Source organism: Enterobacter sp. UNJFSC 003 (assembly GCF_036903355.1).
Classification (GTDB): Bacteria; Pseudomonadota; Gammaproteobacteria; order Enterobacterales; family Enterobacteriaceae; genus Enterobacter.
The window spans coordinates 75300-96805 of record NZ_JBAKHK010000009.1 but is presented as its reverse complement, the minus strand read 5'-3'; the positions used below and the strand labels follow the sequence as shown (position 1 = coordinate 96805).

19 protein-coding genes are annotated in these 21506 nt (G+C 57.6%); 5 read left to right on the top strand and 14 right to left on the bottom strand.

What is annotated here, in order from left to right; translation table 11 throughout:
• Positions 1 to 59: 59 nt before the first annotated feature.
• Positions 60 to 2768 carry a magnesium-translocating P-type ATPase gene (mgtA, locus tag V5P19_RS18390; RefSeq protein ID WP_334406178.1) on the bottom strand — a complete coding sequence of 903 codons (2709 nt, stop codon included), beginning with the start codon at positions 2766 to 2768 and terminating at the stop codon, positions 60 to 62.
• A 391-nt stretch (positions 2769 to 3159) separates the two neighbouring features.
• Here mgtA and treR point away from each other — a divergent pair, with 391 nt between their 5' ends.
• The 5 genes from treR to nrdG all read left to right on the top strand — a co-directional run bounded on the left by treR (position 3160) and on the right by nrdG (position 10410).
• Entirely contained in the window at positions 3160 to 4107 is a 948-nt protein-coding gene (gene treR / locus V5P19_RS18385) for a trehalose operon repressor TreR (protein WP_334406176.1), read from the top strand.
• A 126-nt stretch (positions 4108 to 4233) separates the two neighbouring features.
• Positions 4234 to 5652, top strand: a complete 1419-nt coding sequence (treB, locus tag V5P19_RS18380; protein ID WP_334406213.1) for a PTS trehalose transporter subunit IIBC — start codon at positions 4234 to 4236, stop codon at positions 5650 to 5652.
• A 51-nt stretch (positions 5653 to 5703) separates the two neighbouring features.
• Positions 5704 to 7347, top strand: coding sequence for an alpha,alpha-phosphotrehalase (treC, locus tag V5P19_RS18375; protein WP_334406174.1), 1644 nt, complete (start codon positions 5704 to 5706; stop codon positions 7345 to 7347).
• 373 nt (positions 7348 to 7720) lie between these two features.
• Positions 7721 to 9859: an anaerobic ribonucleoside-triphosphate reductase gene (nrdD, locus tag V5P19_RS18370; RefSeq protein WP_334406172.1), complete on the top strand. Its 2139-nt coding sequence runs from the start codon at positions 7721 to 7723 to the stop codon at positions 9857 to 9859.
• 86 nt (positions 9860 to 9945) lie between these two features.
• Entirely contained in the window at positions 9946 to 10410 is a 465-nt protein-coding gene (nrdG, locus tag V5P19_RS18365) for an anaerobic ribonucleoside-triphosphate reductase-activating protein (RefSeq protein ID WP_334406170.1), read from the top strand.
• Positions 10411 to 10502: 92 nt separating this feature from the next.
• On the opposite strand, the gene V5P19_RS18360 is transcribed toward nrdG, so the two are convergent.
• The 13 genes from V5P19_RS18360 to pmbA form a co-directional block, all read right to left on the bottom strand.
• On the bottom strand, positions 10503 to 10745 hold the full coding sequence (locus V5P19_RS18360; protein ID WP_025759087.1) for a type II toxin-antitoxin system RelB/DinJ family antitoxin: 243 nt from the start codon (positions 10743 to 10745) through the stop codon (positions 10503 to 10505).
• 77 nt (positions 10746 to 10822) lie between these two features.
• Positions 10823 to 12733 carry a PRD domain-containing protein gene (locus V5P19_RS18355; protein ID WP_334406164.1) on the bottom strand — a complete coding sequence of 637 codons (1911 nt, stop codon included), beginning with the start codon at positions 12731 to 12733 and terminating at the stop codon, positions 10823 to 10825.
• Between the two features lie 19 nt (positions 12734 to 12752).
• Complete coding sequence (locus tag V5P19_RS18350; RefSeq protein ID WP_334406162.1) at positions 12753 to 13889, bottom strand: lactonase family protein; 1137 nt, start codon at positions 13887 to 13889, stop codon at positions 12753 to 12755.
• Between the two features lie 17 nt (positions 13890 to 13906).
• Entirely contained in the window at positions 13907 to 14650 is a 744-nt protein-coding gene (locus V5P19_RS18345; protein ID WP_334406161.1) for a KDGP aldolase family protein, read from the bottom strand.
• Complete coding sequence (locus V5P19_RS18340; RefSeq protein WP_334406159.1) at positions 14647 to 15765, bottom strand: DgaE family pyridoxal phosphate-dependent ammonia lyase; 1119 nt, start codon at positions 15763 to 15765, stop codon at positions 14647 to 14649. The genes V5P19_RS18345 and V5P19_RS18340 overlap by 4 nt, the downstream gene beginning before the upstream one ends.
• Entirely contained in the window at positions 15749 to 16882 is a 1134-nt protein-coding gene (locus V5P19_RS18335) for an amidohydrolase/deacetylase family metallohydrolase (protein WP_334406157.1), read from the bottom strand. Before V5P19_RS18335 ends, V5P19_RS18340 begins: the two co-directional genes overlap by 17 nt.
• Before the next feature lie 42 nt (positions 16883 to 16924).
• Positions 16925 to 17566 (bottom strand): DUF4310 family protein, encoded by a 642-nt coding sequence (locus tag V5P19_RS18330; protein ID WP_006179056.1) that lies wholly within the window; start codon positions 17564 to 17566, stop codon positions 16925 to 16927.
• A gap of 13 nt (positions 17567 to 17579) precedes the next feature.
• The gene (locus tag V5P19_RS18325; RefSeq protein WP_334406153.1) at positions 17580 to 18356 is read right to left on the bottom strand and encodes a DUF4311 domain-containing protein; all 777 of its coding nucleotides are present in this window, start codon (positions 18354 to 18356) and stop codon (positions 17580 to 17582) included.
• Positions 18357 to 18378: 22 nt separating this feature from the next.
• The gene (locus V5P19_RS18320) at positions 18379 to 18678 is read right to left on the bottom strand and encodes a DUF4312 family protein (RefSeq protein WP_006810338.1); all 300 of its coding nucleotides are present in this window, start codon (positions 18676 to 18678) and stop codon (positions 18379 to 18381) included.
• A 2-nt stretch (positions 18679 to 18680) separates the two neighbouring features.
• Entirely contained in the window at positions 18681 to 19043 is a 363-nt protein-coding gene (locus V5P19_RS18315) for an SFCGS family glycine-rich protein (RefSeq protein WP_334406151.1), read from the bottom strand.
• Positions 19044 to 19053: 10 nt separating this feature from the next.
• On the bottom strand, positions 19054 to 19392 hold the full coding sequence (locus V5P19_RS18310) for a glycine dehydrogenase (protein WP_334406149.1): 339 nt from the start codon (positions 19390 to 19392) through the stop codon (positions 19054 to 19056).
• Between the two features lie 311 nt (positions 19393 to 19703).
• Positions 19704 to 20090: a cytochrome b562 gene (gene cybC, locus V5P19_RS18305; protein ID WP_334406147.1), complete on the bottom strand. Its 387-nt coding sequence runs from the start codon at positions 20088 to 20090 to the stop codon at positions 19704 to 19706.
• A gap of 38 nt (positions 20091 to 20128) precedes the next feature.
• Positions 20129 to 21481, bottom strand: a complete 1353-nt coding sequence (gene pmbA / locus V5P19_RS18300; RefSeq protein WP_334406145.1) for a metalloprotease PmbA — start codon at positions 21479 to 21481, stop codon at positions 20129 to 20131.
• Positions 21482 to 21506 lie beyond the last annotated feature (25 nt).

Here is a 21506-nt window from a genome sequence, read left to right as displayed (position 1 = left end):
ATTTGTCGTCAAGCAAATGCCATGACGGAGATCACAGGTTGTTGAATTTGAGAAGAAAGCTACTGCCACCCATACCGGCGAGCATAGAACCCTTTCACCATCTGCGTCAGTACCATGTAGCCCGCGAGGATCGCCACCAGCCATGGGAAGTAGCTTAGCGGTAAGGCCTGCAGCTGCATGTAGCTCGCCAACGGCGAGAACGGCAGCGCGATACCGAGCGCCATCACAATCCCGGTCATGATGATCAGCGGCCACGCGGCGCGGCTCTGAATGAACGGAATTCGACGCGTGCGGATCATATGCACAATCAGCGTTTGCGACAGCAGGCCAACCACGAACCAGCCGGACTGGAACAGCGTCTGATGCTCCGTCGTGTTGGCGTGGAACACAAACCACATCAGGCAGAAGGTCAGAATGTCGAAGATGGAGCTGATCGGGCCAAAGAACAGCATAAAGCGCCCCAGATCGGAAGGGTTCCAGCGCTGCGGCTTTTGGATCTGCTCGTCGTCCACGTTATCAAACGGGATCGCCACCTGAGACACATCGTACATCAGGTTCTGAATCAGCAGGTGCAGCGGCAGCATCGGCAGGAACGGCAGAAACGCGCTCGCCACCAGCACGCTAAAAACGTTACCGAAGTTGGAGCTGGCGGTCATTTTGATGTACTTGAGCATGTTAGCGAAGGTGCGACGCCCTTCGATAACGCCCTCCTCCAGCACCATCAGGCTCTTTTCCAGCAGGATGATATCAGCCGCCTCACGGGCAATATCCACCGCGCCGTCCACGGAAATGCCGATATCCGCCGCGCGCAGGGCCGGCGCGTCGTTGATGCCGTCGCCCATAAAGCCCACAACGTGCCCCTCGCGACGCAGCAGGGTAACGATGCGCTCCTTGTGCATCGGGGTCAGTCGGGCAAACAGCGTAGTGTGCAAGGCGAGTTTCGCCAGCTCGTCGTCGGTGAGGTGTTCAATATCGCTGCCAACCACGACGTCGCCCGCATCCAGCCCCACTTCATGACACACCTTGGCGGCCACCAGCTCGCTGTCGCCGGTCAGGATTTTGACGGTGATGCCGCTCGCTTTCAGCGCTTTTAACGCCGGTGCAGTGGTCTCTTTCGGCGGATCGAGGAAGGCGATATAGCCCTCAAGGATCAGATCGGATTCGTCGATACGCTGATAGTCTTCTTCCCGCGCGGGCAAGAATTTACTGGCTACCGCCACCACGCGCAGCCCCTGACGGTTCAGGTTATCGGTGACGCGCTTGATGCGGCGCAGCATGGTCTCGTCCAGCGGAACGATATCGCCGTTATGACGCACCTGGCTTGAGACATTGAGAATTTCCTGTAGCGCCCCTTTGCAGATCAGCTGATGCACGTCCGGCTGCTCGCTGACGACCACCGACATCCGGCGGCGCTCAAAGTCGAACGGGATCTCATCCACCTTCTGCCAACGGCCGGAGAGCGTGCGGGCTGACTCTTCATCCACCCCTTCCAGCACCGCGACGTCGAGCAGGTTTTTCAGGCCGGTCTGGTAGTGGCTGTTCAGCCAGGCGCTGTGCAGCACGCGCTCGCTGGTTTTACCGGCGATATCGGTGTGGTTCTCCAGCACGATTTTATCCTGGGTCAAGGTGCCGGTTTTGTCGGTGCAGAGAATATCCATCGCGCCAAAGTTCTGGATGGCATCCAGATGTTTGACGATCACCTTTTGTTTGGACAGTTTGACCGCCCCGCGCGCCAGCGTGGAGGTGACAATCATCGGCAGCATTTCCGGCGTTAAGCCCACGGCTACGGAGAGCGCAAACAGTGCCGCTTCCCACCAGTCGCCTTTGGTGTAGCCGTTGATCAGCAGCACAATCGGCGTCATCACCATCATAAAGCGGATCAGCAGCATGCTGACGCGGCCAATGCCTTTCTGGAACGCATTAGGCTCGCTTTCCTGCTCCGTTACGCGCCCGGCAAGCTGCCCAAACCAGGTGTTGCCGCCGGTAGCGGTCACGATCGCCTGCGCCGTGCCGCTGACCACCGTGGTGCCCATAAAACACAAGGTGTCGCACTCGAGCGGGTTCATCTGCTGCGGGTCGCGGCTGCGCGCCACCTTTTCGACCGGCAAGGATTCACCGGTCAACGACGCTTGCGCCACAAACAGATCGCGCGCCTGAATGATGCGTAAGTCTGCCGGGATCATATCCCCGGCGGCGAGCTTGACCAGATCGCCCGGAACAAGCTGGTCAATCGGCAGTTCGAGCCAGGCGTTTTCACCAAGATCGTTAATCACGCGCGACACGGTTGCCGTGTTGCTGACCATCGCCTTTAGGGCGTCCGCCGCTTTGGTGGAGCGGGCTTCCTGAATGAAGTTCAGCAGCGTGGAGATGCCGACCATCAGGGCGATAACGCCAGCGGCAAACAGATCTTCAGTGGCATAGGAGATAATGCCCAGCACGGTCAGCAGCAGGTTAAACGGGTTGCGATAGCAGAGCCACAGATGCACCCACCACGGAGACGGCTTTTGCGCCGGGATTTGATTATCGCCATGTACGGCGCGAATTTTTTCGACTTCGGACGCGTTCAGCCCTTCGGGGTGGCCGCCAAAGGCGCGCCAGACTTCATTTTCATCCATCGCCGCCACGTTCAGGCAGCGTTCGGTAAGGGAAGCGGGGATCGCGGCGCCAGCCATGTTTTTGGCATTTGGCAGCGGATCGCGTTGGACAAGACGATGCGGCAGGTGGCGGCTCAGCAGCGCCTGCAGCTGACGGGTAATATTTTTAAACATAGTCATTCCTCCGCACCCGCAAACGCGGATGCAGCATTACCTTCAGGCGTGGCAAAGCCGTACCTGAGAGGCACTCAAATTTTCAAGCAGGAACGTTTATGACGTTGCTGCCTCACATCACCGGTGAGTCAGCAACAGGCTGGCTTACCGGATAGAATGCATTCTCCCGTTGAGGAGAGGTGTGGGATCGGGATCCATGTTGCCTCCGGTAAGTAAAAAGTCAGGTTTCGCCGAGCAGTATAAGGATTTAAGCGTACCCTTAGCGGTGCTTCGGGCGGTATTATAACCCCACGCAAATAAACCGAACGTAAACCAGACTTTGCCCATAGCGAAATCACGCTACGGCGTTAGGCTCAATTGACCATATTATCGTTGTTACAGGGAATACAGCATGCAGAACCGCCTTACGATTAAAGACATCGCGCGTTTAAGCGGCGTGGGGAAATCCACCGTCTCGCGCGTGCTGAACAACGAAAGCGGGGTTAGCGAGCGCACGCGCGAGCGCGTTGAGGCGGTAATGAATCAGCACGGTTTCTCCCCTTCCCGCTCCGCCCGCGCCATGCGTGGACAGAGTGATAAAGTGGTCGCCATTATCGTGTCGCGCCTGGATTCCCTTTCAGAAAATCTCGCCGTTCAGACCATGCTCCCCGCCTTTTACGAGCAGGGCTATGACCCGATCATGATGGAGAGTCAGTTCTCGCCGCAGCTGGTTGAAGAACATCTGGGTATGCTCCAGCGCCGCAACATTGATGGCGTGGTGCTGTTTGGCTTTACCGGCATTAAAGAGGAGATGCTGAAACCCTGGCAGCCGTCTCTGGTTCTGCTGGCGCGCGATGCCAGCGGTTTTGCCTCCGTCTGCTACGACGACGAAGGAGCCATTATTACCCTGATGCAGCGTCTGTACGATGATGGCCATCGTCACATTAGCTATCTGGGCGTTCCGCACGTGGACGTGACCACCGGCAAGCGCCGTCACGAGGCGTACCTGGCGTTTTGTAAAAAGCATAACCTGCCCGCCGTGGCCTCCCTTCCGGGGCTGGGCATGAAGCAGGGTTATGAGCAGGTCGCCAGCGTATTGACCCTGCAAACTACCGCGCTGGTCTGCGCTACGGACACCCTGGCGCTGGGCGCGAGTAAATATATTCAGGAACAACGCATCGATAACCTGCAGGTAGCGAGCGTGGGCAGTACGCCGCTGATGAAGTTTTTGCACCCGGAAATTATCACCGTCGACCCAGGCTACGCCGAGTCCGGCAGGCAGGCCGCCGCGCAGCTGATCGAGCAGATCAACGGGCGCGCTGAGCCGCGTCAGATCGTTATTCCCGCCCATCTTTCGTAACCCCCGTTAAACGGATTATTGTGATCGTCGCCTGATTTCGGGAACGTTCCCATTTTCGCCGTCACGCTGAAGGAGTAGGCTTGCGCTCAGGTCATTACCCCTATCCATCAGTCATGAGGTTTCATGATGAGTAAAGTCAAACAAGCCGATATCGATCAGCTGATCGTCCTGGTGGGCGGACGCGAAAACATCGCGACCGTCAGCCACTGTATTACCCGCCTGCGCTTCGTGTTGAACGATCCGGCCAAGGCCAATCCGAAAGCCATTGAAGAACTGAAAATGGTAAAAGGCTGCTTCACCAACGCCGGGCAATTCCAGGTGGTGATTGGTACCGAAGTGGGCGATTACTATCAAGCTCTGCTGGCGACAACCGGGCACTCTTCTGCCGATAAAGAGCAGGCGAAGAAAGCCGCACGCCAGAATATGAAGTGGCACGAGCAGCTGATCTCTCACTTTGCGGAGATCTTCTTCCCGCTGCTGCCAGCGCTGATCAGCGGGGGCTTAATTTTAGGTTTCCGTAACGTCATTGGCGATGTGCCGATGAGCGACGGCAAAACCCTGGCGCAGATGTATCCCGCGCTGCAAAGCATCTATGATTTCCTGTGGCTGATTGGCGAAGCCATCTTCTTCTACCTGCCGGTCGGGATTTGCTGGTCTGCGGTGCGCAAGATGGGCGGTACGCCGATTCTGGGTATCGTGCTGGGCGTGACGCTGGTCTCTCCACAGTTAATGAACGCTTACTTACTTGGTCAGCAAGTGCCGGAAGTGTGGAACTTCGGCCTGTTTACCATCGCCAAAGTGGGCTATCAGGCGCAGGTCATTCCGGCACTGCTGGCCGGTCTGGCGCTGGGCTTTATTGAAACCCGCTTGAAGCGCATCGTGCCGGATTACCTTTATCTGGTAGTAGTGCCGGTCTGTTCGCTGATTCTGGCGGTGTTCCTGGCGCATGCGTTTATTGGTCCGTTTGGCCGCATGATTGGCGACGGCGTGGCCTTCGCGGTCCGTCACCTGATGACCGGCAGCTTCGCGCCGATTGGTGCCGCGCTGTTTGGCTTCCTGTACGCCCCGCTGGTGATCACCGGCGTGCACCAGACCACGCTGGCGATTGATATGCAGATGATCCAGAGCCTCGGCGGCACGCCGGTCTGGCCTATCATCGCGCTGTCTAATATTGCGCAGGCGTCGGCGGTCACCGGCATCATCATCGTCAGCCGTAAGCATAACGAGCGTGAGATCTCCGTTCCGGCAGCCATCTCCGCTTACCTCGGCGTCACCGAACCGGCCATGTACGGCATCAACCTGAAATACCGTTTCCCCATGCTCTGCGCGATGATCGGTTCCGGTCTGGCAGGCCTGCTGTGCGGCCTGAACGGCGTGATGGCGAACGGAATTGGCGTTGGCGGCCTGCCGGGTATCCTCTCCATCCAGCCCGCTTTCTGGCAGGTGTTTGCCCTGGCAATGGCGGTCGCGATTATTGTCCCCATGGCGCTCACTACCGTGATTTATCAGCGTAAGTTCCGTCAGGGCACGCTGCAGATTGTTTAACTTCATCTTTCGGGGCGCAGTTGCGCCCCTTCGCATTTGCAGGAACGCATTATGAATACCCTCCCTCACTGGTGGCAGAACGGCGTCATCTATCAGATTTACCCAAAGAGCTTCCAGGACACCACCGGGCGCGGCACCGGCGATTTACGCGGCGTGACCCAGCGACTGGACTACCTGAAAACGCTCGGCATTGACGCCATCTGGCTGACGCCGTTTTATATCTCACCGCAGGTGGATAACGGCTACGACGTGGCGAATTACACCGCCATCGACCCGGCCTACGGTACGCTGGATGACTTCGACGAGCTGGTGGCTCAGGCGCACGAACGCGGCATCCGCATCGTGCTGGATATGGTGTTTAACCACACGTCGACGCAGCACGCCTGGTTCCGCGAGTCGCTGAACAAAGCGAGCCCGTACCGCCAGTTCTACATCTGGCGCGACGGCACGCCGGATGCGCTGCCCAATAACTGGCGCTCCAAGTTTGGCGGCAACGCCTGGCGCTGGCACGCGGAGAGCGAGCAATATTACCTGCACCTGTTTGCCCCCGAGCAGGCGGATCTCAACTGGGAAAACCCTGACGTGCGTGCCGAGCTGAAAAAGGTGTGCGAATTCTGGGCCGATCGCGGCGTGGACGGTTTACGCCTCGACGTGATTAACCTGATCTCGAAAGACCAGACGTTCCCGGACGACACGATCGGCGACGGTCGCCGCTTCTACACCGACGGACCGCGCGTTCACGAATACTTGCAGGAGATGAGTCGCGACGTGTTTACGCCGCGCAATCTGATGACGGTGGGCGAGATGTCGTCGACCTCGCTGGAAAACTGCCAGCAGTATGCCGCACTCGACGGGCGCGAGCTGTCAATGACCTTTAACTTCCACCACCTGAAGGTCGATTATCCGGGTGGCGAAAAATGGACCCGGGCGAAACCGGACTTCGTGGCGCTGAAAACCCTGTTTACCCACTGGCAGCAGGGGATGCACAACAAAGCGTGGAACGCGCTGTTCTGGTGTAACCACGACCAGCCGCGCATTGTTTCGCGCTTTGGCGACGAAGGGGAATATCGCGTGCCGGCGGCGAAGATGCTCGGCATGGTGCTGCACGGGATGCAGGGCACGCCGTATATCTATCAGGGCGAAGAGATCGGCATGACCAACCCGCACTTCAGCCGCATTACTGATTACCGCGACGTAGAAAGCCTGAACATGTTCGCCGAACTGCGGGCAAACGGTCGCGATCCGGATGAATTACTGGCGATTCTGGCGAGCAAGTCTCGCGACAACGGCCGCACGCCGATGCAGTGGGATGCCTCACACAATGCGGGCTTCAGCGAGGGCGACCCCTGGATTGGCGTCTGCGATAACTACGAAATCGTCAACGCCCGTGCTGCGCTTGATGACCCGGACTCGGTGTTCTACGCCTATCAATCCCTGATTCGCCTGCGTAAAACCCTGCCGGTGCTGACGTGGGGCGATTATGAGGATTTACTGCCTGAACACCCTTCCTTGTGGTGCTATCGCCGCCGTTGGCAGGGGCAAACCCTGGTCGTGGTGGCGAACCTGAGCAACGCGTCTCAGGCGTGTCAGATAGACCTCCTCAGCGGCGAGTGGGAGGTGGTCATGAGCAACTACCCTTCACCACACGAAACGGCGCTGCGTCCGTTTGAAGCCATCTGGTGGTTACAGTCGTAATCATCCTGCCGGGCGCGTTCCTGCGCCCGGTTTATTTTACTGTTTTTGTTGAATAATTAATCAGATTTTTCCAGCCCTAATTTACAAACGCTGAAGCGCCCGCCGTTTGTACTCTCGTCTTTTTACTTTGTTCTGAATCAAAAAAATCGCAAACATGTTTGATGCAAATCACTATATGTAGCACTTAAAATGCACGCCGACCCAATATATTGTATTTATCGTCTATTATTCCTACAACAAGACGGCGACCCGCCTTCCTTGAATTGTGGATAACAGGCGTTGGGAACGAGGGAAGTCGCTGGCCTGGTTGGCAATAAGTCCGGTGAATACTTCTCCACCTCTGTGGATAACCTGTTTTTAAAATGGAGTGATCATGACACCGCATGTGATGAAACGAGATGGCTGTAAAGTGCCGTTTAAATCAGAGCGCATCAAAGAAGCCATTCTGCGTGCAGCTAAAGCAGCGGGAGTCGATGACGCAGATTACTGCGCCACCGTCGCAGAAGTCGTTAGCAGCCAGATGAACGCGCGCAGTCAGGTGGATATCAACGATATCCAGACCGCGGTTGAGAACCAGCTGATGTCTGGCCCCTATAAGCAGCTGGCACGCGCCTATATTGAGTACCGCCACGATCGTGACGTTCAACGTGAGAAGCGCGGTCGCCTGAACCAGGAAATTCGCGGCCTGGTGGAGCAGACCAACTCTTCCCTGCTCAACGAAAACGCCAATAAAGACAGTAAGGTCATCCCGACCCAGCGCGACCTGCTGGCCGGTATTGTCGCCAAACATTATGCGCGCCAGCATCTGCTGCCGCGCGACGTGGTGTCTGCGCACGAGCGCGGAGAGATCCACTACCACGATCTCGACTATTCGCCGTTCTTCCCGATGTTCAACTGCATGCTGATCGACCTGAAAGGTATGCTGACCCACGGTTTTAAAATGGGTAACGCCGAGATTGAACCGCCGAAATCGATCTCCACGGCGACCGCGGTCACCGCCCAGATTATCGCCCAGGTGGCGAGCCACATTTACGGCGGCACCACCATTAATCGCATAGATGAAGTGCTGGCCCCGTTCGTGACCGAGAGCTTCAACAAACATCGCAAAACCGCAGAAGAGTGGCATATCCCGGACGCCGACGGCTATGCCCGCTCCCGCACCGAAAAAGAGTGCTACGACGCCTTCCAGTCGCTGGAATATGAGGTAAACACGCTGCACACGGCTAACGGCCAGACGCCGTTTGTGACCTTCGGTTTTGGTCTTGGCACCAGCTGGGAGTCGCGTCTGATTCAGCAGTCCATTCTGCGTAACCGTATCTCGGGCCTGGGCAAAAACCGCAAAACCGCGGTGTTCCCGAAACTGGTGTTCGCCATCCGCGACGGCCTGAACCACAAGTTTGGCGATCCGAACTACGACATCAAACAGCTGGCGCTGGAGTGTGCGAGCAAGCGCATGTATCCAGACATTCTGAACTACGACCAGGTAGTCAAAGTGACCGGCTCGTTTAAAACCCCAATGGGCTGCCGCAGCTTCCTCGGCGTGTACGAAGATGAAAACGGTGAGCAGATCCACGACGGGCGTAATAACCTCGGCGTTATCAGCCTCAACCTGCCGCGCATTGCGCTGGAGGCCAAAGGCAATGAAGCAGCCTTCTGGGCGCTGCTGGATGAACGTCTGCAGCTGGCGCGGAAAGCGCTGATGACCCGTATCGCGCGTCTGGAAGGGGTGAAAGCCCGCGTCGCCCCTATCCTCTATATGGAAGGGGCCTGCGGCGTGCGTCTGAAGGCAGACGATGACGTTTCAGAGATCTTCAAAAACGGCCGTGCGTCTATTTCGCTGGGCTATATCGGCATTCACGAAACCATCAATGCGTTGTTTGGCGATAAGCATGTCTATGACAGCGAAGCCCTGCGTGAAAAAGGCGTCGCGATCGTTCAGCGCCTGCGTGATGCCGTTGACCAGTGGAAGAATGAAACCGGCTACGGCTTCAGCCTGTACAGCACGCCGAGCGAAAACCTGTGCGATCGCTTCTGCCGTCTGGATACCGCCGAGTTTGGCATTGTGGAAGGGGTAACCGATAAAGGTTACTACACCAACAGTTTCCACCTCGATGTCGAGAAGAAGGTGAACCCGTACGACAAGATTGACTTTGAAGCGGCGTATCCCCCAATCGCCAACGGCGGCTTTATTTGCTACGGCGAATACCCGAATATCCAGCACAACCTGAAAGCGCTGGAAGACGTGTGGGATTACAGCTACCAGCACGTGCCGTATTACGGAACCAACACGCCAATCGACGAGTGCTATGAGTGCGGTTTTACCGGTGAGTTTGAGTGCACCAGCAAAGGCTTTACCTGCCCGAAATGCGGCAACCATGATGCCGCTCGCGTCTCCGTCACCCGCCGCGTGTGCGGCTATCTCGGCAGCCCGGATGCGCGTCCGTTTAACGCCGGTAAGCAAGAAGAGGTGAAGCGCCGCGTGAAGCATTTGGGGAATGGGCAGATCGGTTGAGTTCTTCACCGGGTTCTCCCCCCTCTCCCTGTGGGAGAGGGCCGGGGTGAGGGCATCAGCGCGCACACATTCTCTGGACATTTTCTATGCGATATCACCAGTACTATCCCGTCGACATCGTCAACGGCCCCGGCACCCGCTGCACCCTGTTTGTCTCAGGCTGCGTTCATGAATGCCCTGGCTGCTACAACAAAAGCACCTGGCGTCTCAATTCCGGCATGCCGTTTACCGCCGAGATGGAAGACCGGATCGTCAACGACCTGAACGACACCCGCATTCACCGCCAGGGGGTTTCGCTCTCCGGTGGCGACCCCCTGCACCCGCAAAACGTGCCGGATATTCTGAAGCTGGTAAAACGCATTCGCCGCGAATGTGCGGGAAAAGATATCTGGGTGTGGACGGGATATAAGCTGGATGAACTGAACGCGCAGCAAAGGGAAGTGGTGGATCTGATTAACGTGCTGGTCGACGGCAAGTTCGTGCAGGATTTAAAAGACCCGGCGCTAATCTGGCGCGGCAGCAGCAACCAGGTTGTGCATCATTTGCGGTGAGCATTAGAGCCGTTTGTTTGCATCATGATAAACGGCTGCTTTCTCTTTTTTTCACTATCATTCCCTTTAACGCCCTCGGGTCAAATGCCAGTTCATAAGTCATCCAGACTAACCTTAACGCCCTTTTGCGGATTAGCCAGCCGCTCCCGGACCGTCTGTATCAGCGCATCTTCGCTGTCACTAATCGTGACCGTTTTCACGGGCATGCGCCCTGTTTCAGCTACGTACTGAAACAGTAATCGTACCGCTTCCGTAGGGGTGATGTTGAGTTTTTCCAGCACGGCGTAAGCCTCGTTTTTGAGTTTATCATCCAGACGGACGTTAAGCGTGGCCATTATGCCTCCAGTAGAAACGAATATGTAATGCATTTTAGCATTACATTCGCATTACATCGAATTCTGGATAACGCCTCTCAAAACCGGCTCAAACTCTCCATCGCCACCGCCTTAAACTCGGCAAAATCACCGCAGCTACAGAGTCGCGTCATCGCCCGTTCGCGCAGGAAGGTGACGAAGATATCGTAGATCGCCATCGCCTCTTCGTATTCGCTTTTGCTGATGGCCAGCAGGAAAATGACGTGCGCGGTTTCGTCTCCCCACGGAATGCCGTGAGGCGCGAGCACCGTATAGACCACGGTTTTCTGCGCCAGCAGGCCGAGGGAGTGCGGCAACGCGATGCCGTCACCGAGCATGGTGCTGACGATGGCTTCACGCTCGACGACCGAATCCAGAAACTCCGCGCCAACAAAGCCTTCGCCCTCAAGCTGCGCGCACAGCTCGCGGAACAGCGTTTGCTGGTCAACGGATTTGTCGAGAATACGAAAGTGGGTCGCGTCGAAGTATTTATCGAGCATCCACGGACGGGTGCGGTCAACCAGCACCAGCTTGCCGATCTGCTCAAGCTGGTAGTCGGTAGGGAACGGCGCAATCATCACCACCGGCTTCGACTTTTCACTCACGCGGGCGGTGGAGATAACAAAGTCTTCGGCAATCGCGTCTGCCAGCTCGTACTCGCGCAGGGTGAGGGTACGCGCCACCTCAATCTGTGGATATTTGCGCTGCAGCACCGCTTCGATCATTCGCACCATCGCGTTACCCGCATCGCACACCAGCAGCACGCGCGGCTGGCGCTGATAGCCAATGTTGTAGTGGCGCTCCAGCCCAACGCCAATGTGCAGCACCAGGAAGCCAATCTCGTTTTCGCTGATGACGTACGGCGTGTATTTGCCCCAGCTCGACACCGCCGCCAGGGTCATATCCCACGCCATCGGGTAGTGTTGCTTGATGTTATCCAGCAGCGGATTGGGGATCATGATTTGATACCGCACGCGGGTGATCATGGTTTTGATGTGCGTGAGCAGATCCGCATGCAGCTGCTCGTCGCTGAGCAGGTTGTAGTTATAGTGGGTGTTGATGTAGCGCAGGATGTAATTTACCAGCGTTTCATCGTCGTCGGCATTGATCGCGCTGGGAGCAATCTCCTGGATTTGCCGCGCTGCAATGTGCACGCACAGCCAGCTCTCTTCAGAAGGTGAAAGCGCTTTGCCCGCCAGCTGCTGGACGGTTACAGCAATATCTTTTGCCGCTTCACGCACGTTCTCTTCCACATCTTCCGCGTGGAATTCCGGCAGCGGATAACCTTCACTGATACGACGCACCGACACCGCGCAGTACAGACGCAGGAACAGCTCGCCTTCATCGGTCAGGCGGATGTGATGGCGGGTCAGCGCGTCGTGCAGCACGGGCACCATCTGTTCAGCAACGCCTGCATTGAGCGCAACGTCCGTGACCAGCGGGTTCAGGCTGTCCTGCTGCGCGAGCTCCCAGAGCAGGTCGGTCAGACAGGCGCGGGTGGCCATCTCGCTGCCAAACAGCTTCATGCCGTGGCGCGGGCGGGTTTCCAGCGTCAGGTGGTAGCGGTGAAACCACTCGCGCACTTCCGCCATGTCGCTTTGCAGCGTGGCGCGGCTGACAAACCACTCGTCCGCCAAGTCTTCCAGCTTGAGGGAAAACGCCGAGGTGAGAAAACGGACCACCAGATAGTGCACGCGTTCTGGCCCCGTACGAGGAATACGCAGCGCCCGAGGATGCGATGCCTGCAGCTGCTGATAGCGCTCGGCATCGTCAATTTTAAGCTGATAGCCATTCCCTCGGCTCAGGATAAACTGCGCGCCGTGGCTTGCCAGCAGCGCGTTCAGGGCGGTGATATCAGCCCGGACAGTTCGCGTGGAGACCGACAGCCGCTGCGCCAGCTCGTCCTGCGGCAGCGTCTCGTTTTGCAACAGATCGAAAAGTTGCGCTAAACGTTGGTTCGGGAATCGCACGGGGTTGTCCTCTTACAGCTTAGGGTGAAATGACCATCTGGGATGGACTGCCGACCGGGGTGTAGTCTGGCTCGAAGTTCAGCTTACCGTCCTGCGCCACGCGAAAACGGGTGATGTTGTCGCTGCGCTGGTTCATGACGTACAGCCAACGCCCCTGTTTATCCAGCGTCAGGGTGCGCGGGTAATCCCCCCGCGTCCACACATCGTCCTGATGCGTCAGCGTGCCCTCTGCCGTTACGGTAAAGTGCCCGATGCTGTTATGCAAACGGTTAGCCACATACAGCTGCTTGCCATCGGCGCTTAATGCGAGTCCGGCAGCAAAACTGGTGCCTTTGTAACCTGTTGGCAGCGCGGAGAGCGTCTTGCCCTCTTTCAGGGTGCCGTTTGCCTCAACGGTATAGTGGGTCAGCGTAGACGCCTCTTCGTTAATCAGCCACAGGGCATCCCCCTTTGGCGTAAAAACGAAGTGGCGCGGCCCGGCACCGTTTGAAGAGGCGCGGATAAACGGCGGATCGTTCGGCGTCAGCTTGCCTGTTCGATCGTCAAAGCGGTACTGGTAGATGCGATCCAGCCCCAGATCGGTGGAAAACACGTATTTCCCGCTCGGATCGGCGGCGATCATGTGCGCGTGAGGGCCGTTGTGGTCGCTGATGGCAAAGCTGCCCTCCGCAGCGGCTTCCGGTTTTGCTGCGCCCGGCTCACCCTGATCCTGGTGCTGATCCGTGGCGTCACCCAGGCTGCCGTCTGCCTTGACCGGTAATACGGCAATCGACCCGCTGACGTAGTTGGCCACTAGCAGGTGCTGGCCATTTGGCGTCAGCGAAAGATAAACCGGCCCGGCCCCGCCGGAGGACACCTGGTTAAGCACGCTCAGCTCACCGTGATTATCCACCCGGAGCGCCTGCACCACGCCCTGCTCCAGTTCGCTTGCCACATACAGCGTTTTGCCGTCGTGCGAGACCGTCAGCTGGGCAGCGTTGGGAAGTTCACTCACCCGCGTTTTATTGCCAAGCGCGCCCGTTTGCGGGTCGACGGTAAAACGGTACAGCCCTTCACCGTTGGGGTTGTAGGTCCCCACCCAGGCGAACTGCGTCTGGGCGGCTGCTGAGGCAGCAAGTAAAGAGAGTGAAGCGACAAGCAGGTTACGGGTGTGCATGGTGGCTCCTTTAACGTTTATGACTTCACGCGTTTCTTCGTCATTTCAAGCAGCGTGCGCACATCTTCCGGGCGCGTATCGCCGCTGGCTTTGTCGATAATCGAGCTGTAAATATGCGGGATGATTTTGCTCACGCCCGCGTCCAGAGCGATCTGCAGGATCTCTTCATAATTTTCCAGATCGATGCCGCCGGTTGGCTCCAGCCAGAAGTCGTGACGGGCGCAGGCTTCCGCCACTGCTTTATACTCGTCACGGCACTTGAGGCCGCCCATCGGGAAGTATTTGATTGAGCTGCCGCCGAAATCTTTCAGCAGGGCAATGGCGGTTTCAACGGGCACGATACCGTCCGGCGCCGCGCTGCTCAGCGGGCCGGTGGAGATTTTCACCCTCCCGACGGTGCCGGTTGGGGAAACCAGGCCATTGACGACCGATTCGTTCTGCCCCAGCAGCGCGCGGCTGGTTGCCACGCCGGTAAAGACCTGGTTAACGTGCTGCGGCTGTACCTGGCGGGAAATTTCGCTCACCATCGCGGACTGGTTCGGATCGCCCGCACCAAGGCCTACGGAGAGCGCGTTATCAATCAGGGCGGCGTATTCGCGCATATCGGCCACCGCGCTCGCCACATCCGGGTAATTTTTGGAGAGCACGCCCACCAGCACATGGCCTTCCGCCGCCTCGTAAATGGCGCTGGCGTTGGCTTTCGAGCCTGCCAGCACGTTCAGGCAGACGCGGTCACGGTAAAAGTTGGGGGTCAGTTTCATGCTTTTTTCTCCTGTCCTAATACTTCGCTAATGCGGCGATACACGATGTTCAGCTGGTCTGCGTTTACGCTGCGCACGTCCGCTTCGATAATCCCTTCGTTGGCCTTGTAGCCACGGAAGTAAATGGCGTATTCGCCCTGCTTGAGCGCGTTCACCAGCTCGCCGGTGCCGACGCCGGTGGTCGCTTCGTCAAATTTAATCTCGGTACGGGCGATATCGCGACCGGCGCTGTCCCAGACCACGCGCGCGGTGACGCCATTCAGGGTGTTGAGCGCGTCGATAAACGGCGTCATCTTCGCCACCATCTCTGCACCGCTCTCCTTGGTCGCGGTAAGGTAATATTCGATGGCGCAGGTCAGGCCAAGAATGCCCTCTTTACCCACCTTCATCGCGCGACCAATCCCCGCCGTCTGGCGCTTCACCCACTCGACGTACTGAGTTTTGCCGATCACCAGGCCGCTGGTGGGCCCTTCGATCGCCTTCGCGCCGCTGTAGATCACCAGATCGGCTCCGGATCGGTAGTAGGTATGCAGATCTTCTTCCGCTGCCGCGTCAACGATCAGGGGCAGATCGTGCTTGCGCGCGACCACTGCCGCCTGCTCTACGCTGAGCATACTTTTTTGCACGCAGTGGTGAGACTTAATGTAGAGGATCGCCGCGGTGCGTGGAGTAATTGCCGCCGCCAGCTGATCGGCGGAGCATTCATTGGCGTAGCCCGCTTCCACCAGCTTACCGCCGCCCAGCGCCACCATGGTGCCCACCGGCGCGCCGAAGTTAACGTTATGGCCTTTCGGCAGGACGATTTCGTTGTTCTCAATAGGGGTCACGTGCAGGTTTTCCAGCAGCCAGTCGCTATCTTTGACCAGCACCGCCGCCACGGACTGGGCGATACCGGCCGATGCGCAGGAGACCACCGTCGCCCCTTCCACATCCAGCAGCTTCGCAATGTATTCCCCGGTTTTATTGACCAGATCCTTCATTTCAAAATAGTGATTCATGCCGTCCATCGCCGCCTGTACCACTTCCGGGCGCGGCGTGGAGACGCCCAGCGCCGTCATGCGGCCAGAGGTGTTGATGACTTGCTTTAAGTTGTACTTCTCATAAATCGAAGGCATGTTCCGTGCTCCCTTGTTCGGTCATGTAGCCCTTGCCCGCGCGGATCGCGGCAAGCGGCACCAGAATGTGTTCAGCCTGCAGGCTGTCGTTTTCTGCATCCGTCAGCAGCGTCGGCTGACGTTTAACCGTGAACAGCGTCAGGTCAGCGTCGAGACCCGGCTGAATGCGGCCTTTACGCGTCAGGCGCAGACCATCGGCGGCGTTCGCGGTGACGCACTCAATCACCTGCGGCAATGACATGCCGATGGCGAGAAACTTCGACATCACGCTCGCCAGCGAGCCCACCGGGCCGTTGATGCGGTTGCGGCAGTAAATATCCGAGCTGATGGTGTGCGGCAGAATGCCCATCGCGATGGCGCGTTTCGCCACCTCAAAGCTGAAGCTCGCCGTGCCGTGGCCAACGTCCAGACGCACGCCGCGCTTCAGGGCAGAGGTGATGGAGGCGCGCAGTTCGCCGGACGGCGTCAAAATACGGTTTGGCTTGCCGTTATAGCAGTGGGTAATGATGTCGCCCGAGCTCAGCAGTTCGGCGATTTCGTCGAGGTTCGGCGGGTTGTTGCCGATGTGGACCATCAGCGGCAAATCGCCATTCTCTTCCTGAATGGCTTTCGCGCGCGCCAGCGGCGTAATACCGTTCTCACCGACCACGCTGCTGCTCATGCGCGCCTTCAGGCCGACGATAAAATCAGGGTGACGCTTCACCGCCTGTTTGACCGCGTCGGCGTCGATGTTGGCCAGATTGGCCAGTTCGTTCTGCGCAATCAGCCCCACGCGGGAGATATTCAGCAGGGCAAACACCTCGGTTGAGGCTTTGCGGGTCATCTCGTAGAAGTCATCTACGTCGTCGGCCCCGGTACTGCCCGCATCTACCACGGAGGTGACGCCAGTCGCAATGCCGACGCTGTCCGGTTCGTCGTGATAAATCGGGGAATTGGGGTAACAGTGGACGTGTGAGTCAATCCAGCCAGCGCTCACAAAGACTTCGCCGTTAAGCTCAACCGTTTTATGCGCGGGAGCGTCAATCTCGCCCAGCGACGCGATCTTCCCATCCTGAATGGCGATATCGGTCAGGGTATCGTCGGTGAGGCGCGCACGGCGCAGGAGTAAATCAAACATGAGGATCTCCTGATAAGGCGGGCGCCTGAGCGCCCGCGGGTATTAAAGGGCGACCGGGAACAGCCAGCCCAACAGCATGGCACCGAGGATCGCGCCGCCGGTAATCGGCTTCTGCCAGATGTAGAACAGCAGCGCGCCTAAGAGTGAACCCACGCCAATCGGAATGGAGGCGGTCATGGCGCTGAGGATAATCAACGGCCCGAGGAAGCGGCCGGAGGCGTTACCCGCGCCCATCATCACGTCTGCACCGTAGGTGGAGTTGCTCTGATTGATGGTGAACTTACGCGCCAGGATGATGACGTAACCAATCGCCAGACCAATTACCAGGCCGGTAATCAGCGCGGCAATGAAGTTGGTCACCGGGAACATGATGCCCGCGCCCAGCAGCAGCGCCGGCACGCCCAGGCCCACGCCGGTCTGGATCGCCCCGCCGATATCAAGAATACCGACCAGAGAGCCTTCGATGATGCGCGCGAACAGGAAGCTGGCGCCGAACGCCGCAACCGCGCCGTATACGCCGGTATCCATTCCCGCCTTCAGCATCGCCACGAAGGCCACTTCGTTAAACGCGCCGATACCGTAGAGGTAGTACATGTGCGTCCCGGCGAATACGCCGGAGGAAAGCAGGCCAACGAAGATCGGGAACGACCAGTCGGCATACCAAAAACCTTTATTCTGTTCCATGTAGAGGCTCCTGTTATTTGCCGCTGAGCGAGCTGTGGATCATGTCGAGCCAGTTCGGCACGGTCAGATGGAAGGATTCGATCATCTTCATGTCGAAGCCGCGGAAGAAGCCGCTCAGCACGAACAGCGCGACGATGGCGGCCATCATCACTTTAGTAACGTGGTTCCAGCCGCTCTCTTCAACGCCTTTACCGATCAGGATCCCCAGCACCAGACCCGGTACGGCGTTCCCCATGATCAGCTGCGCCGCGCCGCCAAAGACGGTGGCCCAGAATCCGGATTTTTTACCCGCATCGATAGCGGCCAGCCAGAAGATCACCGGCATGACGGTGTTGACCAGCAGGTTAGCCGCAGGCACCAGCACCTTAACAGCGGTGACCTGAAGCGCAGCCGGAACGGAGGAGGCGGTAAGATTAAGGAAGGTGACGACAATCATGCCAATCACGCCGCAGGCAATCGCCATTTTGCGGGGATCGTGCAGCGTTTCGCCGACGTTACGGTTTTTGATCATCAGTGCAGCAGCACCCCAGTTCGGGATGATGCGGTGGTCAACGTCCTGTGTGAACGCCCCTGCGGCCACGGAAGAGGCCCAGGCGTTAAAGAAGAAGCCTAACCCAAAGGAGAAGTGAGAAGCCGGATCCCCTTCACAGGAGTTCAGTTCCCCCAACGTACGAAACGCGCCCATACCCTGTGTGGTAGGCGCATGAAACATGCGTGCAGCCCCGGCTCCGACACCGACGCCCACCAGGCCGCCGATGATGAGCGATTTTATTAATATAATTAAGAACATCAGTCTGCCCTTTTATGAATAATCAGCGTTGCGTGACGAAATCCACCTGGTCGAGATTGATGGCGGTCACGTTGACGGTCACATCCAGCTCCACGCTGTAGGTGCGTCTTTCCCGGCGCAAAAAGAAGAACAGAAACGCTTCTTTCCGCACCGCTTCTTGCGCCTGAACAACCTGCACATCCTGTGGCTCAATACGCAGTAAGATATGCGGTGAGGCTTTCATCACCGCGGCCTGAACGTGGTTGAGCGCGTCGGCAAAGGCGCGCGCTTTGGCGTCGCCTTTGCCCTTCACTCTCACCGTGGTTGTGAACTGTTCTTTCATGCTTATGCGCCGTATTTTTTCTGCCACGCCTGCACCAGACGCTCGCCCAGCTCTTCTTTATCCATAAAGCCAAAGCCCAGCACGTTGCAGCCTTCGTTGATGGCGGTCACGCCCTCTTCCACGGAACGCATGCCGTATTTGGCTTTGTAGCCATATTTGGTCTGAGCAGTAATTGCGCCCGCGCCGCCGCTGCCGCAGAAGGAGATGCCGAAGGTGGCGTTTTCCGCTTTCATCACGTCACCGAGCTTCATATCGGCAGCCATACCCGGTACGACAACCGCGCGTCCACCTGCTTTTTCGACACCAGTGGCCACTTTCTGACCTTTGCCCAGGCGATCGCCAATCACGACTGTAATCTGTTCCATGTGTTGCTCCTTAAAGGTTGTCTTTCGCGACTTCGAAGTGAACGGAGAGCAGCCAGGCCTCTTCATCAGGAAGATTGCCAAACTGCGCTACCACTTCACGGGCAAGCCGCATTGAATCGGGTGAAATTTCGTCGAACAGTTCTGCTTCAACCTCCGGCAGCGGTTCGCCGGTCACGGACCGGTGCGCCATTGCGCGAACGTGGGAGGTCAGCATCTGCTCCTGTACCGCATTGGGGATGATGTTGTTTCGGGCCAGCAGGGCATATACCTGCTGCAGCATGGTGGTCGCGAGCTGCTCTGTCTGCAGCGACTGTTCCCCAACGTCGTTCATTACCGCTCCGTTAATCACTGGTCTTACCCCGTTTATGGCTCTGGAATAAAACTAACGTTGCAGGGGAATTGTTTGTAGCGAGTTGTTTTCCACTTCGAAGTGGAAAGGCGAGCCGCAGCAGTGATCTGTGCCACATAAATGCGCTGAATATGGATAAAACGCTGGATTTACGTGATGAATATCACGCTATCGCGCGGCAAATAAGGGGTAAGCGAAGCGGAAAAGGTTACGGGCAAGCGCGTTGAAATGTGATGTGGATAAGGTTTTCTTATGGGGATGGGAAAGAGTGTGAGCGGAGGCGCTTAACGCGACCCCGCTCGGGCAGGCCATTAACGATACTTTTTGTGATACGTGTTGCGGGTGGTGACAAACTGATCGGCCGCCGCCTGGGCTTCCTTCACCTTGCCTTCATTAGCAAGCTTCAGCGCGCCGTCGATCTGACCGACCAGCACGTCAAAGCCGTGGCGGAAATCGTTCATTTCAGCGCTGTCAGCCGGTTTGTTTTCCAGCTTCGGCGGCGTCGCTTTTTGGGCATCCAGCGCCGCTTCACGCATTTTGGTCAATGCGTCCTTCATGTCCGCCGCATTGTCCGTCTTCTGCACCACCTTCAGGTTTTGGCTGAGGATGTCCATGTTGTCTTCAAGATCGGCAGCAAACGCAGAAGAGCCAAGAACCAGCGTTGAAGCTGCGACGATCGCTAACAGGTGTTTACGCATTGCTCACGTCCTTTTTTATTATTAAGAAAACACTATCGCTATTGACCCGCTATTTTCATTTCGGGCAGAAGTACAGAACCACACTGTATATTGCTACGTGTTTCAATATCGTTACCGACCGTAACGATGTTGCGCCACATGTCCTTGAGGTTGCCGGCGATGGTAATCTCGCTCACCGGATACTGAATTTCGCCGTTTTCGACCCAGAAGCCCGCCGCACCGCGAGAATAATCCCCGGTAATGCCGCTTACGCCCTGCCCCATCAGCTCGGTCACGACCAGGCCGGTGCCCATCTCTTTCAGCATCTGCTCAAAGCTCAGGCCCTGTCCGGCAATGCGCCAATTATGGATGCCGCCCGCGTGACCGGTGCTTTTCAGCCCCAGCTTGCGCGCAGAGTAGTTGGTCAACAGCCACTGGGTCAGAATGCCGTCTTTGATGATATCGCGACGTTCTGTACGCACGCCTTCGCTGTCGAACGGCGTAGAGGCCAGTCCTTTCAGCAGATGCGGGTGCTCTTCGATCGTCAGCCACTCTGGCAGGATCTGTTTACCCAGCGAGTCGAGCAGGAAGGTCGATTTACGGTACACCGAGCCGCCCGCAATGGCGCCCACCAGATGACCGAACAGGCCAGTCGCCACTTCGTTGGCAAAAATTACCGGGGCTTTCATGGTGGAGAGCTTGCGCGGTGACAGGCGAGAGAGCGTACGCTGCGCGCATTCTGCCCCCACCCACTCCGGAGACTGTAAATCACCCAGCGCGCGGCCAATGGTGTACGCGTAGTCACGCTCCATATCGCCGTTCTCTTCAGCAATCACGCAGCTTGAGAGCGAGTGGCGGGTTGAGCAGTACCCCTGCAGCATGCCGTGGCTGTTGCCAAATACCTTGATGCCGTAGTGACTATTAAAGCTGCCGCCTTCGGTATTGGTGATACGTTTATCGGCCTGCAGAGAAGCCTGCTCGGCACGCGCGGCCATCTCGATTGCTTCATCCGGGGTCACTTCAGCCGGGTGGAACAGATCGAGGTCCGGCGCGTCAAATGCCAGCAGATCTTTATCCGCTACGCCAGCGTAAGGATCGGGAGAGGTGTAACGGGCGATATCCAGCGCCGCCTGCACCGTACGGGCAATGGCATCCGGACTCAAATCGGTGGAAGACGCGCTGCCTTTGCGATTCTGGTGGTAAACCGTAATCCCCAGAGCGCCATCGCTGTTGAATTCTACATTCTCCACTTCGCCGTAGCGGGTGCTCACGCTAATGCCCGTGGTTTTGCTGACTGCCACTTCGGCGCCATCTGATTTACCTGAAGCGAGCGTCAACGCGGTGGAGACGGCTTCTTCCAGAATCTTACGCTGCGCTTCAACTTGTGAGGTTACTTTCATCGCAAATGCCATACTGTAAGAGAGAGTTAATTGAAGT